Origin of the sequence: Streptomyces sp. NBC_00996 (genome assembly GCF_045162675.1) — a bacterium.
GTDB lineage: Bacteria > Actinomycetota > Actinomycetes > Streptomycetales > Streptomycetaceae > Streptomyces.
Map to the genome: position 1 here is coordinate 8281241 of NZ_CP108723.1, position 14533 is coordinate 8295773.

Below are 14533 nucleotides of genomic sequence, written 5' to 3' on the forward strand. Positions count from 1 at the left end.
TCCGATGGTCGGCGCGGGGGCGGCGAGGGGCATCTCGGCTTCTCTCCCGATTAAGGGTCGGATTGGTCTGCAGGCTCGGGGGCCTCTCTTGTGACCTCCGGGGCGAGAAGGAGCGGCGCGGTGTTCGGTGCGTGCTTTCGCCGTGCGCTGCCGAGGTCTTGGAGCGGTGTGTTCGGTGAGTTGGGGGTTCCTCGCATGCACTTGAGGCAGCGGGGAAGCGTGTCAGGTGCCGCGACGTCGCGGAGGTCTTTCAGAACGGCCCCAGCCGCCGGGCCACCAGGCCGATGACCTCGGCTAGGCGGTCTACGAGGAAGAAGTGGCCGCCCCGGAAGACCTCCGTTTCACTCGCCCCGGTGGTGTGTTCGGCCCATGCCTCGGCCTCATCAAGGGAGACCCGGGGGTCGCTGTCTCCGGTGAGCACGGTCACCGGGCAGTCGAGGCGTCGGCCGGGCTCGTGCCGGTACCGTTCAATGGCGGTGTAGTCGCTGCGGATGGCCGGCAGGATCATCGCCAGCACCTCCGGGTCGCCGAGCAGCATCTCGTTGGTTCCGCTGAGCTCCCTGAGCTCGGCCACGAATTCAGCGTCGCTCGCCGTATGCACCCGCTCGTCGCGATAGCGGGACGGCGCCCGCCGACCGGACGCGAACAGCCGTACCGGCGCAGGCAGCCCGGCGTCCTGCATGCGCAGCGCCACCTCGTACGCGAGGACAGCGCCCATGCTGTGGCCGAACAGGGCCAGTGGCTTGTCGTCCAGGTGCCGCAGCGCGGCGAAGATCTGGTCCGCGAACTCGGGGATGTTGTCGATCCTCGGTTCGCGGAGCCGGGTCTGCCGACCTGGGTACTGGAGGGCCAACACCTCCACCGATGGGTGCAGCGCCTTAGACACCGGGAAGAAGAAGCTCGCAGAGCCGCCCGCGTACGGAAGGCACGCAAGCCGCACATTGCTCTGCGGCGCGGGGTGCGAGACACTCACCCATTTTTCGAACTGCGCCGTTGCTTGATGCATGCCGGACGAGCTCCTCGTGGTTGGTGAGGGAATATCGGAAGCCTAGGTTCGTGCAGGTGGAACCGCGTATCCCCAGATCTGATAGTCCCAAGCCCTCGAGCGGCCCGAACGCCGGTACGGATTGTTAGTCTTGCGCCGTTCCGATTTCGGCAGTTGTGCCTGCGCCAGCCACCCTGCGATGAGGGGTTTCCCGTGCCCGAGACGTCACCGCACAAGCAGCCCGCCGGCGCGAGCCCCGAGACAGATGTGGACGTGATTGTCGTCGGCAATGGGCCAGTCGGGGCCACTCTCGGGATCCTGCTGGCACAGCGCGGCCGACAGACCATCGTCCTGGAACGGCGCCGACGCCCCTACACCCTGCCCAGGGCGACCAGCTTCGACGGCGAGACGGCACGGCTGCTCGCCGGCTGCGGGACGGGCCCGAGCCTCGGCCGGATCACCGCGCCCGCCACCGGTTACCAGTGGCATTCCGCCGACGGTGAGGTCCTCCTCGACATCGTCTTTCGCACAGAAGGCCCGTACGGGTGGCCTGACGCCAGTACCATGCACCAGCCCGCCCTTGAGGAACTGCTGGCCTCGCGGGCAGCCGGGCTGCCCGGAGTGACTGTGGTACAGGGCCGCCAGGTGGTGGGAATCGAGGAGCAAGACGACCGGGTCGTGGTGACGGCCGAGGACGAGGACGGCGCAGCCCAGATGTACACCGCGAGGTGGGTGGTGGGCTGTGACGGTGCCAACAGCTTCGTCCGGGACCATCTGGATGTGCCGGTCACCGATCTCGGCTTTTCCTACGAGTGGCTGCTGTGCGATGTGCAGCTGCACGAGCCGGGCGAGTTCGTCCCCACCAACGTCCAGATCTGTGACCCTGCCAGGCCTACCACCCTGGTCGGCAGCGGTCCGGGGCATCGGCGCTGGGAGTTCATGCGGCTGCCCGGCGAGCGTGCCGCGGACCTGAACCGGGAGGAGACTGCCTGGCGGCTTCTCGCTCCCTATGGGGTGACCCCCGACACGGCGACGCTGCTGCGCAGCGGCACGTACATCTTCCAGTCCCGCTGGGCCGAGCAGTGGCGGGTCGGTCGGGTACTGCTGGCCGGGGACGCGGCCCATCTGATGCCGCCGTTCGCCGGGCAGGGCATGTGCTCGGGCATCCGCGACGTCGTCAACCTGGTGTGGAAGCTGGACCTGGTAGTGGGCGGCCTCGCCCCGGAGTCGCTTCTCGACACCTACACAGAGGAACGCCGCGCGCAGGTACACAAGTCGATTCTGTCCTCGGTCCAGCTGGGCCGGGTGATCTGCGTGACGGACCCCGTGGCTGCGGCCGAGCGCGATTCCACGATCCTGGCGGGCCGCCGCGGCCGCGGTCCGGCGGTCCCGGACCCGGCGTTGCCCCTCACAGAGGGGCTCCTTCACCGGAGAGTGGACGGGTCGCCCATATCCCCGGCGGGCGAGGTGGTCCCCCAGGGCCAGATACGCGGCCTTAGAGGCACTGGCCTTTTCGACGATGTGGTCGGCCGCGGCTTCGTTCTGATGCTGGCAGAGGGCGCGGACGCCGACCTCAACGCGGAGCAGTCGGCATTCCTCACGGATCTGGGCACGCACGTGGTGACGCTGCTCCCCGAGGACGGGACGCCGCAGAACATGTCGGTGGCCGACGTGGGCGGCGTCTACCGCGCTTTCCTGGCTCGCCACGGGGCGGACGCGGTATTGATCCGTCCGGACTACCACGTGTACGGGGCGGCCTCAGGCCTGGGGGCAGCGGCGGCGCTGGTGGACGACCTGCGGGCCCGCCTAATACTCCAGCCGTAGTTCGTGATCCTTATGGCTGAGTGGCTTGTCGTCGGTAGTGGCTGGCCTGGGATCGGGTCTGGTGGCGGCGTCGCCAGTCGGACCAGCCGAGCCGGTGGACGGCATCGTGGAAGGGTTGGACCACGAGCGTGATGAACCGCCGTTGGATCTCGTTGCAGGTGAGCGGTATGAGGGCGTCGGGTGCGGGGTGGCGGTCGCGTTCGTCCGCGCGGACGACGGCCAGGAAGGCGTGCGTGAGCATGGCCAGGGTGACCCAGCGGGACCAGGACGGGTAGCGGCGACCTGGTGCTCGTCCAGGGCGGCCAGGCCCTTGCGACTGGAAGAACTCCTCCACCCGCCATCTCGATCCAGCAACGCGCACCAGGGTGGTCAGCGGCACCGGTGCGGGCGAGTAGCAGCGGTACTGGGCGAGTTCGCCGGTGCTGCGGTTTCGGCGGATGAGCAACTGGCGACTTCCGGGCCGGGGGTCGACGAGGTCGATGACGGCCCAGTCGTAGAGGCGGTAGCCCTTGGCTCCGGCTCCTGCGGACAGCTTCTGCCAGGCCCGCTTGGGCACCTTATTGGCGAGGGCGTCCGCGCGGAACTTCCCGGCGCCGGTGGTGACTTCGTGCGAGCAGGCCACCGCGAGGACGTAGCCGGTGCCACGTTCCTCCAGCGCGGTTCGCAGCGTCGGGTTGCGGAGTCGGAGGTCCAGGAGCGCGGAACGTACAGTGCCCGGTCCACCGCTGCGTGCCCGCGCCGCCCCGCGTAGACCAGGTAGACAGCAACCTGGGCGTTCTCGATCCTGTCCGGGGCCTGTACGTCAATAAGTGCTCGGTAGGCGGGTGTTGGTGGGAGCCTGGGATATGACTACGTGTCTGCCAGGCTGTCTCTCCACCCGTGCGCTGCGGGCCAAGTTCGATCAGATCCTGCCGCACTTCGACGAGCGCCGCCGTCGGCTGTACCTGGCCAGCGAGGCCACCGCCGTCGGCCACGGCGGGATCACTCGAGTCGCCGCCGCCTCCGGTACCAGTACCGCCACTATCGCGCGTGGTATCGCCGAGTTGGCCGGTTGCTCCGTGCCGACCCTACGGATCCGGGCTCCGGGTGCCGGCCGCAAGCGGCTGACAGACACCGACTCCGGTCTGCTGCCCGCGCTCGAGTCGCTGATCGAGCCACACACCCGAGGCGACCCCGTCTCCCCGCTGCGGTGGACCACGTTGTCGTTACGGGCCCTGGCCTCGACCCTCACCGCACAGGGCCACCCGATCAGCGCTTCAACCGTCGGACACCTGCTGCACACCCTGGGCTACAGCCTGCAAGGAACCGCGAAGACGACAGAGGGCATCAGCCATCCGGACCGCGATGCCCAGTTCACCCACCTCAATGCCACCGCTACCGAGTTCCTCAACGACGCCCAGCCGGTGATCAGCGTCGACACCAAGGCCAAGGAATGGCTCGGCAACCGTGACCGTCCCGGTCGCACCTGGCGGCCGGGCAAGAACGCGATCAAGGTGGACTGCCACACGTTCACCACCAACGACCAGCCCATGGCGATCCCCTACGGGATCTACGACATCGCCAACAACACCGGATGGGTCAACGTCGGAACCGACCACGACACCGCCCAGTTCGCGGTGGAGTCCATCCGCCGCTGGTGGCAGCACCGCGGACGGACGGACCACCCGAATGCAGGCAGGCTCCTGATCACCGCCGACTCCGGCGGCTCCAACGACCCCCGCCGCTGGACCTGGAAAAACAACCTGGCTGCCTTCGCACGAGAGAGCGGCCTGGAGATAACGGTCTGTCACCTACCGCCCGGAACGTCGAAATGGAACAAAATAGAGCATCGTATGTTCTGCCACATCACCGCGAACTGGCGGGGGCGACCGCTGACCAGCTACCAGGTCGTCCTCGAGACCATCGCCGCCACAACAACCAAGACCGGCCTAACCATTGGGGCCGAACTGGACACCGGCAGCTACGACCTCGGCATCAGCGTCACACCCGCCGAGTTCCACACCCTTCCGATCACACCCAACGCCTTCCACGGCGACTGGAACTACACCCTGTCTCCCGAGCCACCGCGAACGCCCGACGCGCCGGCAACCACTCACCGGACCGCCCCGGCCCTGACCATGATGCTCACCGATCCAGCCCTGACCGGCATGTCACGAACCGCCTTCGAGTATTTGGTGGCGGTCTCGGAACCCTTCTGGGACGCCATGGCCGAGGCGGCATTCCAGCGACGCTTCCACCGCCCACGCAGCTACCGACACCCGCAAACCAGCAGCGTGGACCACACCCACCGGCTCCTGGCAGCCATCCTGCGCCGCCGCAGAGCGGTGACCATGACCTTCCTGGCCCAACTACTGGGCGTCAACCGCACCAACCTGTCCATCCAGTACCAGGATGCAAAACGGCTCCTGGACCTGCACCGGATCCTCGTCACGCCGATACCCGGATCGCCCGCCCGCACAATGGAACAGCTACACGCCCGAACAACCCCCGCGGAAACCCGTCGCTGACAGTTATTGAAATACGGGCCCCCGCAGTGCCGGTGTACTGGCGCTGCACGCCCCGTGCCGGCGCCCTTCTTCACGTCGCCGGTCTCGTCGACCACCAGAACCCATCAGGTCTTGCGCGGCAGGTCCGACAGCAAGCCGAGTACCAACTGCCGGACGCGACGCCGGGGTTCGACCCGCGTGAACCGGCCTGCGATCCGGCTCATCAGGCCCTCAAACGCCTCCTGCCGGCGGGCAGGGTAGACTGTGACCTGCAGCCACCGCGTGATCGTTTGTCTTCACACACCGATGATCAACGGTGGCCGCACGCGTCTCCACAGTGTGTCAGGGTCGCGCAGATTCGCCTGCCGTCCCGTGTCAGGAGGACATGTGCAACGTGGCGAAGTCTGGTGGGTGGGGTTCGACGAGCGGCGACTGTTCGTACTGCTGTCGGGAGACGACGCGTCCGGGATCCGGGCGATGCAGGTCGTCGCTCCGGCGGGCGTCGACATGAGCGGTCTGGGCGTCGAAGTGCGAGTTGGCGCCATGGAAGGACTGCCCTTTGAAGGCGTGCTGCGGTTCGCGTTCCCGCGTCCAGGCTTTACCCCTTGCACGTGGCTGACCACCGTGTCCCGGGACGACCTGATCGAGCGGGCAGGCGTCCTGCCCTCCGCGAAGCTCAGCGAGATTGAGGATGCCCTCCGTCTTGGCGGACAAGCGAAGGAGTGGACCCCGGCGACAACCGCGAAGCTCAGCGAGATATGGGACGCCCTCCGTCTCGGCGGCCTCGGGTAGGCGAAGAAGGAACCGACGCCCCCGAAGGCATGGTCGATCTCGTCCAGACGATCGACGCTGGCCTGTCTCCTCGGCACCCCTCGGGCGAGCGGTGGGTTGATGCGTCCGCTGACGGTCACCCCCGGCGTGAGGTGCACCTCCACCGGCTGCTCGGAGTGCTCGGTGAGGGCCAGCCGCGAGCCGTTTTCGCGGAGGTAGCGGTGGACGGAGCGGATGGCCGCGTTGCGCAGCTGTTCCTTGAGCGGCTCCGGTGCGAACGGAGCGTGCAGGTGCCGGTCGACGAGCACCTCCGCCTCCGTCGTGTCGACGATGTTGCCCTTCACAGCGCGCTTGTGCACCTCGGCCATCACGTCATGGAGCGACTTGCCGTATCCGAGTTCCTTCTGCAACGGCGAGTCGAAGCCGTACAGGAACCGCAGCTTGAACTGGTACGGGCATTCGAACAGGTACTTCAGCTCGCTGAAGCTTAAGACGATGTCGGGCGTCTCGGCCAGGGGGGTGGAGGGCAGCCGGTTCAGCGTGGACTCGTCGGGCCTGGCGGCCTCCCGGGTCAGGACGTAGGTGTTGCGGGTCGCCTCGGCGAAGAACTGCGACTCCCACTGGTAGAGCTTGCCCGCCCGGGGAGAAGGGGAGGGCGAGGTACTTTCGAGCGCGGATCGCGGCCAGGTAGAAGAGCCGGCGCTCGTCGTCCTCGCTGCCGCGGTAGCGGTCGGCGTCGTTGACAGCGGCCTCCAGGACGATGTGGAAGACACCGAGTCTGCCCTGCCATTTGCTGGGGAAGCGGTTGCGCGCATACAGGGCACGAACACGCTCGGGGCCGACCTCGGCCTTGAGGTGTTCCTCGCGGACGCCGACTTCGCCCAGGTGGCGAAGGTGGCGAACCGGTCGGGCGGGCTGCTGAGGAAGTGGATGCGCTCGTAGTCGCCGATGGCGGTGCTGAACCGCGCCGGCCACTGCATGGCCTTGGCCTGGTGGACGGTGGCGATGGTGACGGCGTCGGGCCGGGCGTATCCGGAAACGTTGGTAGGTGCCCTGGATCGTGTAGGTGTCCCAGGGCATGCCCTCCGCCCAGCCGCGGGCCTCGTCGAGGATCTTCACCCCGTGCTTGAGGGCCTCCTCGTGGAGTCCGAGCCGGGCGCCCGTCCAGGCCGTGACGACGGCGTCGCCGTCGACGGTTTCGGCGATGTCGTCGAAGCCGGTCTTGGCGGCCTGGACCTCGGGCATCTGGAACAGGCGGCTCAGGCCCTTGATGATGTAGCGGATGCCCCGGGCGCGCATCTCCGTGACCAGCGGGTCGGCGTCGCCCGACACGCTGCTGAAGAGGACGGCGAAGTCCGAGTACGCCAGGCCCCGTGGCGGCGCGTCGGCACGATCGGTGAAGGGCAGGCCGATCATCCACTCGATGGGGTCGCAGATCCACGCGGCCTCCTCCTGCGGCGTACCGAAGGTGAGGGCCAGCAGGTCGCCGCGGTCATAGCTCTGGTGGCCACTGGCGATCATCGACTTGCTCAGCCGACGCGAGGGATCGATGCCCTCCGCCACCCGGCGTGCAAGGTCCACCACCGCCTGGAGGAGCGGACGTTCTCGTTGAGTGTCACAGTCTTGGCGCGGCTGTGGCGGGTGGTGAACGTCAGGATGTTGTTCACTGCGCTTCCGCGCCACTGGTAGATCGTCTGATCGTCGTCCCCCACGACGCACAGGTTCGCGGCGAACCGGATGAGGCCGGCGATCAACTGTTCCTGGACGGGGTTGGTGTCCTGGTATTCGTGCACCACGACGTAGCGGACGGTGTCCTGCACGTGGGCGCGCAGAGTGACCACGGGTTCGCTGGTCGGCCCTCCCGTACTTGGTGGCGGGAGCAGCAGTTCCGCGGCGAGGCGGAGGATCTCGCTGTAGTCGAGGTAGTGCAGGCGCTGGAGCAACGCCCGGTACTTGCTCAGGCCGTCGAGCACATCCGACGGCAACTCGTCCTGGTCGACCTCGTCCTCTCGGAGCGTGCCCAAAACCCTTTGGTAGTGACGGGAGTTGACGTACCGCTTCATCGGGCGGGTCGGTTTGCCCTTGGTGCGGATCTGTGTCGTCGTCAGGCCGCTGGCCCGGCTGCTGCGGTCGATCAGAACACGAGCCTGTAGTCACTGAGGACAGTGGCCGAGAGCCGGGGCCGGCACCCCCGTCAGGCGCTTGTTGGGGCAGCTCAGCGTGTACGGGTAGCGAGAGGCTTACGGCCGTGGATACGGCGACGGCCAGGACCGTGTGGTGCGGTCCCGGCCGTCACGGATGTCCTTGCGGGTTTAGGTCACCGGCTTACTTGACCGGTTGCGGTTGGGGCTGGGCGGCTGTTTGGCCGTCGCCGCCTTCGGGTTCGTCGGTGGGGGTGGTCTTGACCGAGTCCAGCAGGAGTTGTGCCACGTCCACGACCTGGATGGACTCCTTGGCCTTGCCGTCGTTCTTCTTGCCGTTGACGGAGTCCGTCAGCATGACGAGGCAGAAGGGGCAGGCCGTGGAGACGATGTCGGGGTTGAGGGAGAGGGCCTCGTCGACGCGCTCGTTGTTGATGCGCTTGCCGATCCGCTCCTCCATCCACATCCGCGCACCACCGGCGCCACAACAGAAGCCGCGCTCCTTGTGGCGGTGCATCTCCTGCTGACGCAGGCCGGGCACGGCCGACATGATCTCGCGCGGCGGCGTGTAGATCTTGTTGTGGCGGCCCAGGTAGCAGGGGTCGTGGTAGGTGATGATGCCCTCGACCGGCGTGACCGGGATCAGCTTGCCCTCGTCCACCAGGTGCTGGAGCAACTGGGTGTGGTGGATGACCTCGTAGTCGCCGCCGAGCTGCGGGTACTCGTTGCCGATGGTGTTGAGGCAGTGCGGGCAGGTCGCGACGATCTTCTTCGCCGACTTCGGCTTCGCCGACTCGGGCGTCACCTTGCCCTCGTCGTCCGTCTCCTCGCCGAACGCCATGTTCAGCGCCATGACGTTCTCCATGCCGAGCTCCTGGAACAGGGGCTCGTTGCCCAGGCGGCGGGCGGAGTCACCGGTGCACTTCTCGTCGCCGCCCATGATCGCGAACTTCACGCCCGCGATGTGCAGCAGCTCGGCGAAGGCCTTCGTGGTCTTCTTGGCGCGGTCCTCCAGGGCGCCGGCGCAGCCGACCCAGTACAGGTACTCGACCTCGGACAGGTCCTCGATGTCCCGTCCGACGACCGGGATCTCGAAGTCGACTTCCTTCGTCCACTCCAGGCGCTGCTTCTTGGCCAGGCCCCAGGGGTTGCCCTTCTTCTCCAGGTTCTTGAGCATCGTGCCCGCCTCGGACGGGAACGCGCTCTCGATCATCACCTGGTAGCGGCGCATGTCGACGATGTGGTCGATGTGCTCGATGTCGACCGGGCACTGCTCGACACAGGCACCGCAGGTGGTGCAGGACCACAGGACGTCCGGGTCGATGACGCCGTTCTCCTCGGCGGTCCCGATCAGCGGACGCTCGGCCTCGGCCAGGGCGGCCGCGGGGACGTCCTTCAGCTGCTCCTCGGAGGCCTTCTCCTCGCCCTCCATGTCCTTGCCGCCACCCGCGAGCAGGTACGGGGCCTTGGCGTGCGCGTGGTCGCGCAGCGACATGATCAGGAGCTTCGGGGAGAGCGGCTTGCCCGTGTTCCAGGCGGGGCACTGCGACTGGCAGCGGCCGCACTCGGTGCAGGTGGAGAAGTCCAGCAGGCCCTTCCAGGAGAACTGCTCGACCTGGGAGACGCCGAAGACGTCGTCGTCGCCCGGGTCGGCGAAGTCGATCGGCTTGCCGCCGGAGGCCATCGGCTGGAGCGCGCCGAGCGCGGTCCCACCGGTCGCGTTCCGCTTGAACCAGATGTTCGGGAACGCCAGGAAGCGGTGCCAGGCCACACCCATGTTGGTGTTCAGCGAGACCACGATCATCCAGATGAAGGATGCGCTGATCTTGATCACGGCCGTCAGGTAGACGAGGTTCTGCAGGGCGCTAGTGCTCAGCCCTTTGAAGGCCAGCACGAGGGGATACGACGCGAAGTACGCCGGATCGTAGGCCTCGACGTGGTGCAGCACCCCCTCCAGGCCGCGCAGGGTGAGGATGGCCAGGCCGATGGTGAGGATGACGTACTCCACGAAGTACGCCTGCCAGGCCTTGGAGCCAGCGAACCGGGACTTGCGACCGGCCCGGGAGGGCAGGTTGAGCAGCCGGATCACGATGAGGGTGAGGATGCCCAGGGTCATCGTCGCGCCGAACAGCTCGACCACCAGCTCGTACGGCAGCCACTCGCCGATGACCGGCAACATCCAGTCGGCCTGGAAGAGCTGCCCGAAGGCGTTGGCGAGCGTGAGAAGCAGGCTGAAGAAGGCGACGGCGACGAACCAGTGCGCGATGCCGATGATCCCCCACCTGTTCATTCGGGTGTGGCCGAGGAACTCCCGGACCACGGTGAGTGTCCGCGCGACCGGATCGTTGGTCCGCAGTCCGGCGGGGACCGGCTGGCCGAGTTTCACGAAGCGGTAGATTTGCGCGATGGCTCGGCCGAACAGTGCGACACCGACCATGGCGAGCACCAGCGACACGATGATCGCGGTGAGTTGCATGAGGGCTCCTCGGGCCTGCGAGAGCGAGAGTTCGAGTTCTACTAAGCGGTAACTTTGGGTTGTGAGGCTGACATTACCCAGGGCCGCAGACTCCATGAAGGCACGCGGTTGGTGATCTGCGTCGCTGAGGCAACCCATGGTTCGGTCCTGCCGGACCGGCGTCGCATCTCATCGACGGGGCGAACCGGCGACGAGAGCGCCGTGAACGAGCAGCTGCACGAGGTCCGGCAGTTGTGAGTCGCGCAGCGGGCGGTCGAGTTCCCGGGAGCGGGCGAACAGCAGATCGAAGTAGGCTTGGGCTATCTGCAGTGGGGGCAGTCGCAGGGAGTCCTCCTCGGGGGCCAGCAGGGCCGCCAGGGAGGCGACGACGGACTCGACGGCCTCGCGGACCTCCCGCATGCCAGCGGTGGAGGCGGTGGACTGGCGCCGCGCCCTGGTGTGCCCTACCGCCTCCAGGTAAGCGACCACCGTACCCATGCGCGTCAGGTACGTCTCCAGCGCTCCGGCGGCCGCGAGGAGACGCGCTGTCACTGAGGCGTCCAAGGGAATGTCGGCAAGCTCGCGCAGGACATCGTCGGAGCGCGCGGTCTCGGCCATGCAGGCGTTGAGCAACTCGTGCTTGTCGGCGAAGACCTGGAAGATCGTCGCTTCGCTGATGCCAGCGGCGCGGGCTACCTGACGAGTGGTCACTGCCAGGCCGTGCTCCGCGATCAGTGCGAGGGTGGATCGGACGATCATCTGGCGGCGCAGCTGCGGGCTCATCTTCGGAGCCCGTCGCCGTTCGGGGGCCGGGGCGGTCATCCGTCAGAGGTTACTGAGCGGTTCATCACTCGGTCAATCGCGGTCCCGGCATCCCGAAACGACGCCTCGGCGCCCGTGTGTCCGTAGGTGGCCATGGCCGCCATCGGTCATAACGGAGCTATACCCCATGGGCGGCATCTGGCAAAGTCATACCTGAACTGCGGCTACCTATCGGAAATCGTGGAACGTGGCCCTGGGGCATTGCACGGAAACCAGACCACGTCCATGAAGCGGCGAACCCTGTGACTTCGCGCAAGCGCGCGCCGCCCCTTCTTCTGCCTGTTGAGCACCATTACGGGAAGTCCCCCACAGGAGGACCCGGACCGCCCTACACGACTTGAAAGCGATACAGTGCCGGACATTGACGTTAGGCTGACAGAACCAGCCGCAGAGATAACCAAGCTGATTGATGACTGGCTGACGGGCTACATAACCAAGCCCCATGCGGAGCTCGGTCGCAGCGGTCCTGTGTGTCCGTTCGTCGAGCCCTCACGGAGAGCCGGCTGTTTCGTGCTCTATACCGCGGAATGGCGACCGGAGTTCGGCCTCTCGCACATGGTGGACACCGTCGACAACGCGGTTGAATATTTCGCCACCCACGAGTGGGACTCGCGGAACTCCAACCTCCACTCGTTGCTGGTAGCGGTGCCGGATCTGCCCCGCGATGCTTACTGGTTGATCGACAAGGCGCACGAACTCACCAAGGACCGCGTCGTAGCCAGGGGTCTCATGCTGGGACAGTTCCACCCGACCTGCGAAGAGCCCGCAGCGCGCAACAGCGGATTCCCCGTCAACAGGTCGCCGGTACCGCTGTTCGCGGTACGGAACATGGCTTTGCACGACATACTCTTCCTGCACGCCGACGACGTCTGGTTCGCAGAATACGAGCAGCACTATGGACGGCATTACGAGAAGCCGGACCGCATCGCCCCTGATTTCGTCAGACTGTTCCAAGCCGCGCGTGCTCGACTGGCCGGTGGACCTCACCAGCGACGCACTGACTCGCTGAACACCGACCGCATCAGGTGACGTCACAAGCGTCCATCAGAGCCTGACCCATGGAGAAAGAAACCCCGCATGGAGCAGCCGAATTCCTGTCCAATGCAGCAGAACGGCAGTGAGGGCGCACCCCCCTACGTCACCTACGCCCACATGGACAGGTTGCACGAATTGCAGCAACCGCGATCCGACTCTCCGCGGGAACTGACGTTCCTTCTCATCAGCCATGTCAAGGAACTGCTGTTCCGGGCCGTACTCGTGGAGGTGGACCAGGCTCGCGAACAGCTTCGCGAGAGCCAGGTCGACCAGGCGTGCGAGAGCCTGTCGCGTGCCGTGCGCGTCCAGCGGCTGCTGGTGAACGTATGGGACACGATGACGGCGATGTCGCCAGATGAGTTCCTTGCGTTCCGTGACATCCTCGGCGAGGCATCCGGCACTCAGTCCTTCATGTATCGGGCGCTGGAGTTCGCACTCGGCAACAAGGACCCTCGGACCGTGGCTCAGTGTTCCCGCTACATGGACCTCTATCCGGAACTCAAAAAGGCGTTGAATGCCCCGAGTCTCTACGACGAAGCGCTGAGCCTACTGGTCCGCATGGGAGCCACGATTCCACGAGGCGTCTACGAGCGTGAGCCCGGCGCGCCGTACACGCCCAGCCCGGCTGTGGAACAGGCGTGGCTCGCCGTCTACCAGGAGCCGACTCGCTGGAGGCAGGCCCATCGAGTCGCGGAGCTGCTGACCGAGGTGTCTTATCAGTTCTCCCACTGGCGCGCCACGCATCTCCTGGTGGTGGAACGCATGCTCGGCAGCAAGCCGGGAACGGGCGGCACGGCGGGCCTGGACTGGCTTCGGTCGGTGAACGAGCACCGCTTCTTTCCCGAACTGTGGACTGTCCGCACACTCCTCTGACTCCCGATCCCACCCATTCAGATTGGAGGGCTGGTCGTGACCACCGCCCCTACCCTGACGATGCGCGGACTGGTGCCCATCCTGTTCGGACATGCCGCGTTCCAGCAACTCAACGCGGCGTGCGAGCTCGGGCTCTTCGAGTATCTGCACAGCGCACCGGGCGCCTCCGCGGAGTCCATCGCAGGCGGTACTGGCCTGAGCACGCACTCGGCCCAGGTACTGCTGCTGGGGACGACGTCGCTCGGTCTCACGACAAAGGGCCCGGACGGCTACCGAAACTGCGCCATCGTCGAGGAAGCGTTCCGCGAAGGCAGCTGGCCGGTGCTGCGGGACATCGTGGAGTTCCAAGCCAAGATCGCTTACCTGCCGGCCGTGGACTACACGGAGTCCCTGCGCACGGGTGAGAACATCGGCATTCGCCACTTCCCCGGCGACACACAGGACCTCTACACCCGCCTGGCCAACACCGAGGGCCTGGAGCAGCTGTTCTACCGGTGCATGAACTCCTGGTCGACCCTGTCGAACCCGGTGCTGCTCGAAGGCGTGGACTACTCACAGGTCCAGCGCGTGCTCGATGTGGGCGGTGGGGACGCGGTCAACGCGATCGCCCTCGCCTCGGCCCACGAACATCTGCGTATCACCGTTCTGGACCGACCCAGCGCACTCGACGTCGCCAAGGAGAAGATCGCCCAGCATGGCCTGGCCGATCGCATCGACACCCATGCGGCGGACCTGTTCGACGATGCCTATCCGACCGGCTATGACTGCGTTCTGTTCGCGCACCAGCTGGTGATCTGGACTCCGGAGCAGAACAAGGCTCTGCTTGGCAAAGCTTTTGACGCGATGGCCGACGGGCAGCGTGTGCTCATCTTCAATGCCTTCTCCGACGACGACGGCACCGGTCCGCTGTACGCCGGACTGGACAGCGTCTATTTCTCCACGCTGCCTTTCCGCGGCAGCACCCTCTATCCATGGCGGGACTACGAGGAGTGGCTGCGGCACTGCGGGTTCTCCAGGATCAACAGGATCACGATCGACTCCTGGACACCTCATGGAGTCATCGAGGCCTACAAGGGCTGAGGTCTGGGCCCCCGACAGCGGTACTGGGGTCGGGCGGGGCCGTCCGACCCCAGCACTGTCC

10 protein-coding genes and 4 pseudogenes are annotated in these 14533 nt (G+C 66.5%); 6 read left to right on the top strand and 8 right to left on the bottom strand.

The window, feature by feature from the left end; translation table 11 throughout:
• Positions 1-250: 250 nt before the first annotated feature.
• Complete coding sequence (locus tag OG390_RS38560; protein ID WP_406174391.1) at positions 251-1006, bottom strand: thioesterase II family protein; 756 nt, start codon at positions 1004-1006, stop codon at positions 251-253.
• 192 nt (positions 1007-1198) lie between these two features.
• Between OG390_RS38560 and OG390_RS38565 the strand changes: the two genes are divergently transcribed.
• The gene (locus tag OG390_RS38565; RefSeq protein WP_406174392.1) at positions 1199-2809 is read left to right on the top strand and encodes a bifunctional 3-(3-hydroxy-phenyl)propionate/3-hydroxycinnamic acid hydroxylase; all 1611 of its coding nucleotides are present in this window, start codon (positions 1199-1201) and stop codon (positions 2807-2809) included.
• Between the two features lie 10 nt (positions 2810-2819).
• Here the strand turns inward: OG390_RS38565 and OG390_RS38570 are convergent.
• A pseudogene (locus OG390_RS38570) lies at positions 2820-3595 on the bottom strand (IS701 family transposase); the annotation flags it as partial.
• Positions 3596-3654: 59 nt separating this feature from the next.
• Here OG390_RS38570 and OG390_RS38575 point away from each other — a divergent pair.
• A pseudogene (locus OG390_RS38575) lies at positions 3655-5336 on the top strand (ISAzo13 family transposase); the annotation flags it as partial.
• Here OG390_RS38575 and OG390_RS38580 read toward each other — a convergent pair.
• Positions 5336-5519, bottom strand: a pseudogene (locus tag OG390_RS38580) (transposase); the annotation flags it as partial. The pseudogenes OG390_RS38575 and OG390_RS38580 overlap by 1 nt on opposite strands.
• 163 nt (positions 5520-5682) lie before the next feature.
• Between OG390_RS38580 and OG390_RS38585 the strand changes: the two are divergent.
• Positions 5683-6087 (top strand): type II toxin-antitoxin system PemK/MazF family toxin, encoded by a 405-nt coding sequence (locus OG390_RS38585; protein WP_406174394.1) that lies wholly within the window; start codon positions 5683-5685, stop codon positions 6085-6087.
• Between the two features lie 158 nt (positions 6088-6245).
• Here the strand turns inward: OG390_RS38585 and OG390_RS38590 are convergent.
• The 5 genes and pseudogenes from OG390_RS38590 to OG390_RS38610 form a co-directional block, all read right to left on the bottom strand.
• Positions 6246-6542, bottom strand: a pseudogene (locus OG390_RS38590) (PD-(D/E)XK nuclease family protein); the annotation flags it as partial.
• A complete protein-coding gene (locus OG390_RS38595) occupies positions 6439-7650 on the bottom strand; it encodes a hypothetical protein (protein ID WP_406174396.1) in 1212 nt (403 codons plus the stop codon). The pseudogene OG390_RS38590 and the gene OG390_RS38595, both read right to left, overlap by 104 nt.
• Positions 7596-8090, bottom strand: a complete 495-nt coding sequence (locus tag OG390_RS38600) for a UvrD-helicase domain-containing protein (protein ID WP_406174398.1) — start codon at positions 8088-8090, stop codon at positions 7596-7598. Before OG390_RS38600 ends, OG390_RS38595 begins: the two co-directional genes overlap by 55 nt.
• A 301-nt stretch (positions 8091-8391) precedes the next feature.
• The gene (locus OG390_RS38605; protein ID WP_406174400.1) at positions 8392-10683 is read right to left on the bottom strand and encodes a heterodisulfide reductase-related iron-sulfur binding cluster; all 2292 of its coding nucleotides are present in this window, start codon (positions 10681-10683) and stop codon (positions 8392-8394) included.
• Between the two features lie 168 nt (positions 10684-10851).
• A complete protein-coding gene (locus OG390_RS38610; RefSeq protein WP_406174401.1) occupies positions 10852-11484 on the bottom strand; it encodes a TetR family transcriptional regulator in 633 nt (210 codons plus the stop codon).
• Positions 11485-11835: 351 nt separating this feature from the next.
• On the opposite strand from OG390_RS38610, the gene OG390_RS38615 reads away from it, so the two are divergent.
• The 3 genes from OG390_RS38615 to OG390_RS38625 are packed head-to-tail and all read left to right on the top strand — an operon-like array spanning position 11836 to position 14472.
• Positions 11836-12513 (top strand): DUF6875 domain-containing protein, encoded by a 678-nt coding sequence (locus OG390_RS38615; protein WP_406174403.1) that lies wholly within the window; start codon positions 11836-11838, stop codon positions 12511-12513.
• Between the two features lie 48 nt (positions 12514-12561).
• On the top strand, positions 12562-13392 hold the full coding sequence (locus OG390_RS38620; protein WP_406174405.1) for a tryptophan 2,3-dioxygenase: 831 nt from the start codon (positions 12562-12564) through the stop codon (positions 13390-13392).
• 36 nt (positions 13393-13428) lie between these two features.
• Positions 13429-14472 carry a methyltransferase gene (locus OG390_RS38625; protein ID WP_406174407.1) on the top strand — a complete coding sequence of 348 codons (1044 nt, stop codon included), beginning with the start codon at positions 13429-13431 and terminating at the stop codon, positions 14470-14472.
• The last annotated feature ends 61 nt before the right edge of the window (positions 14473-14533 follow it).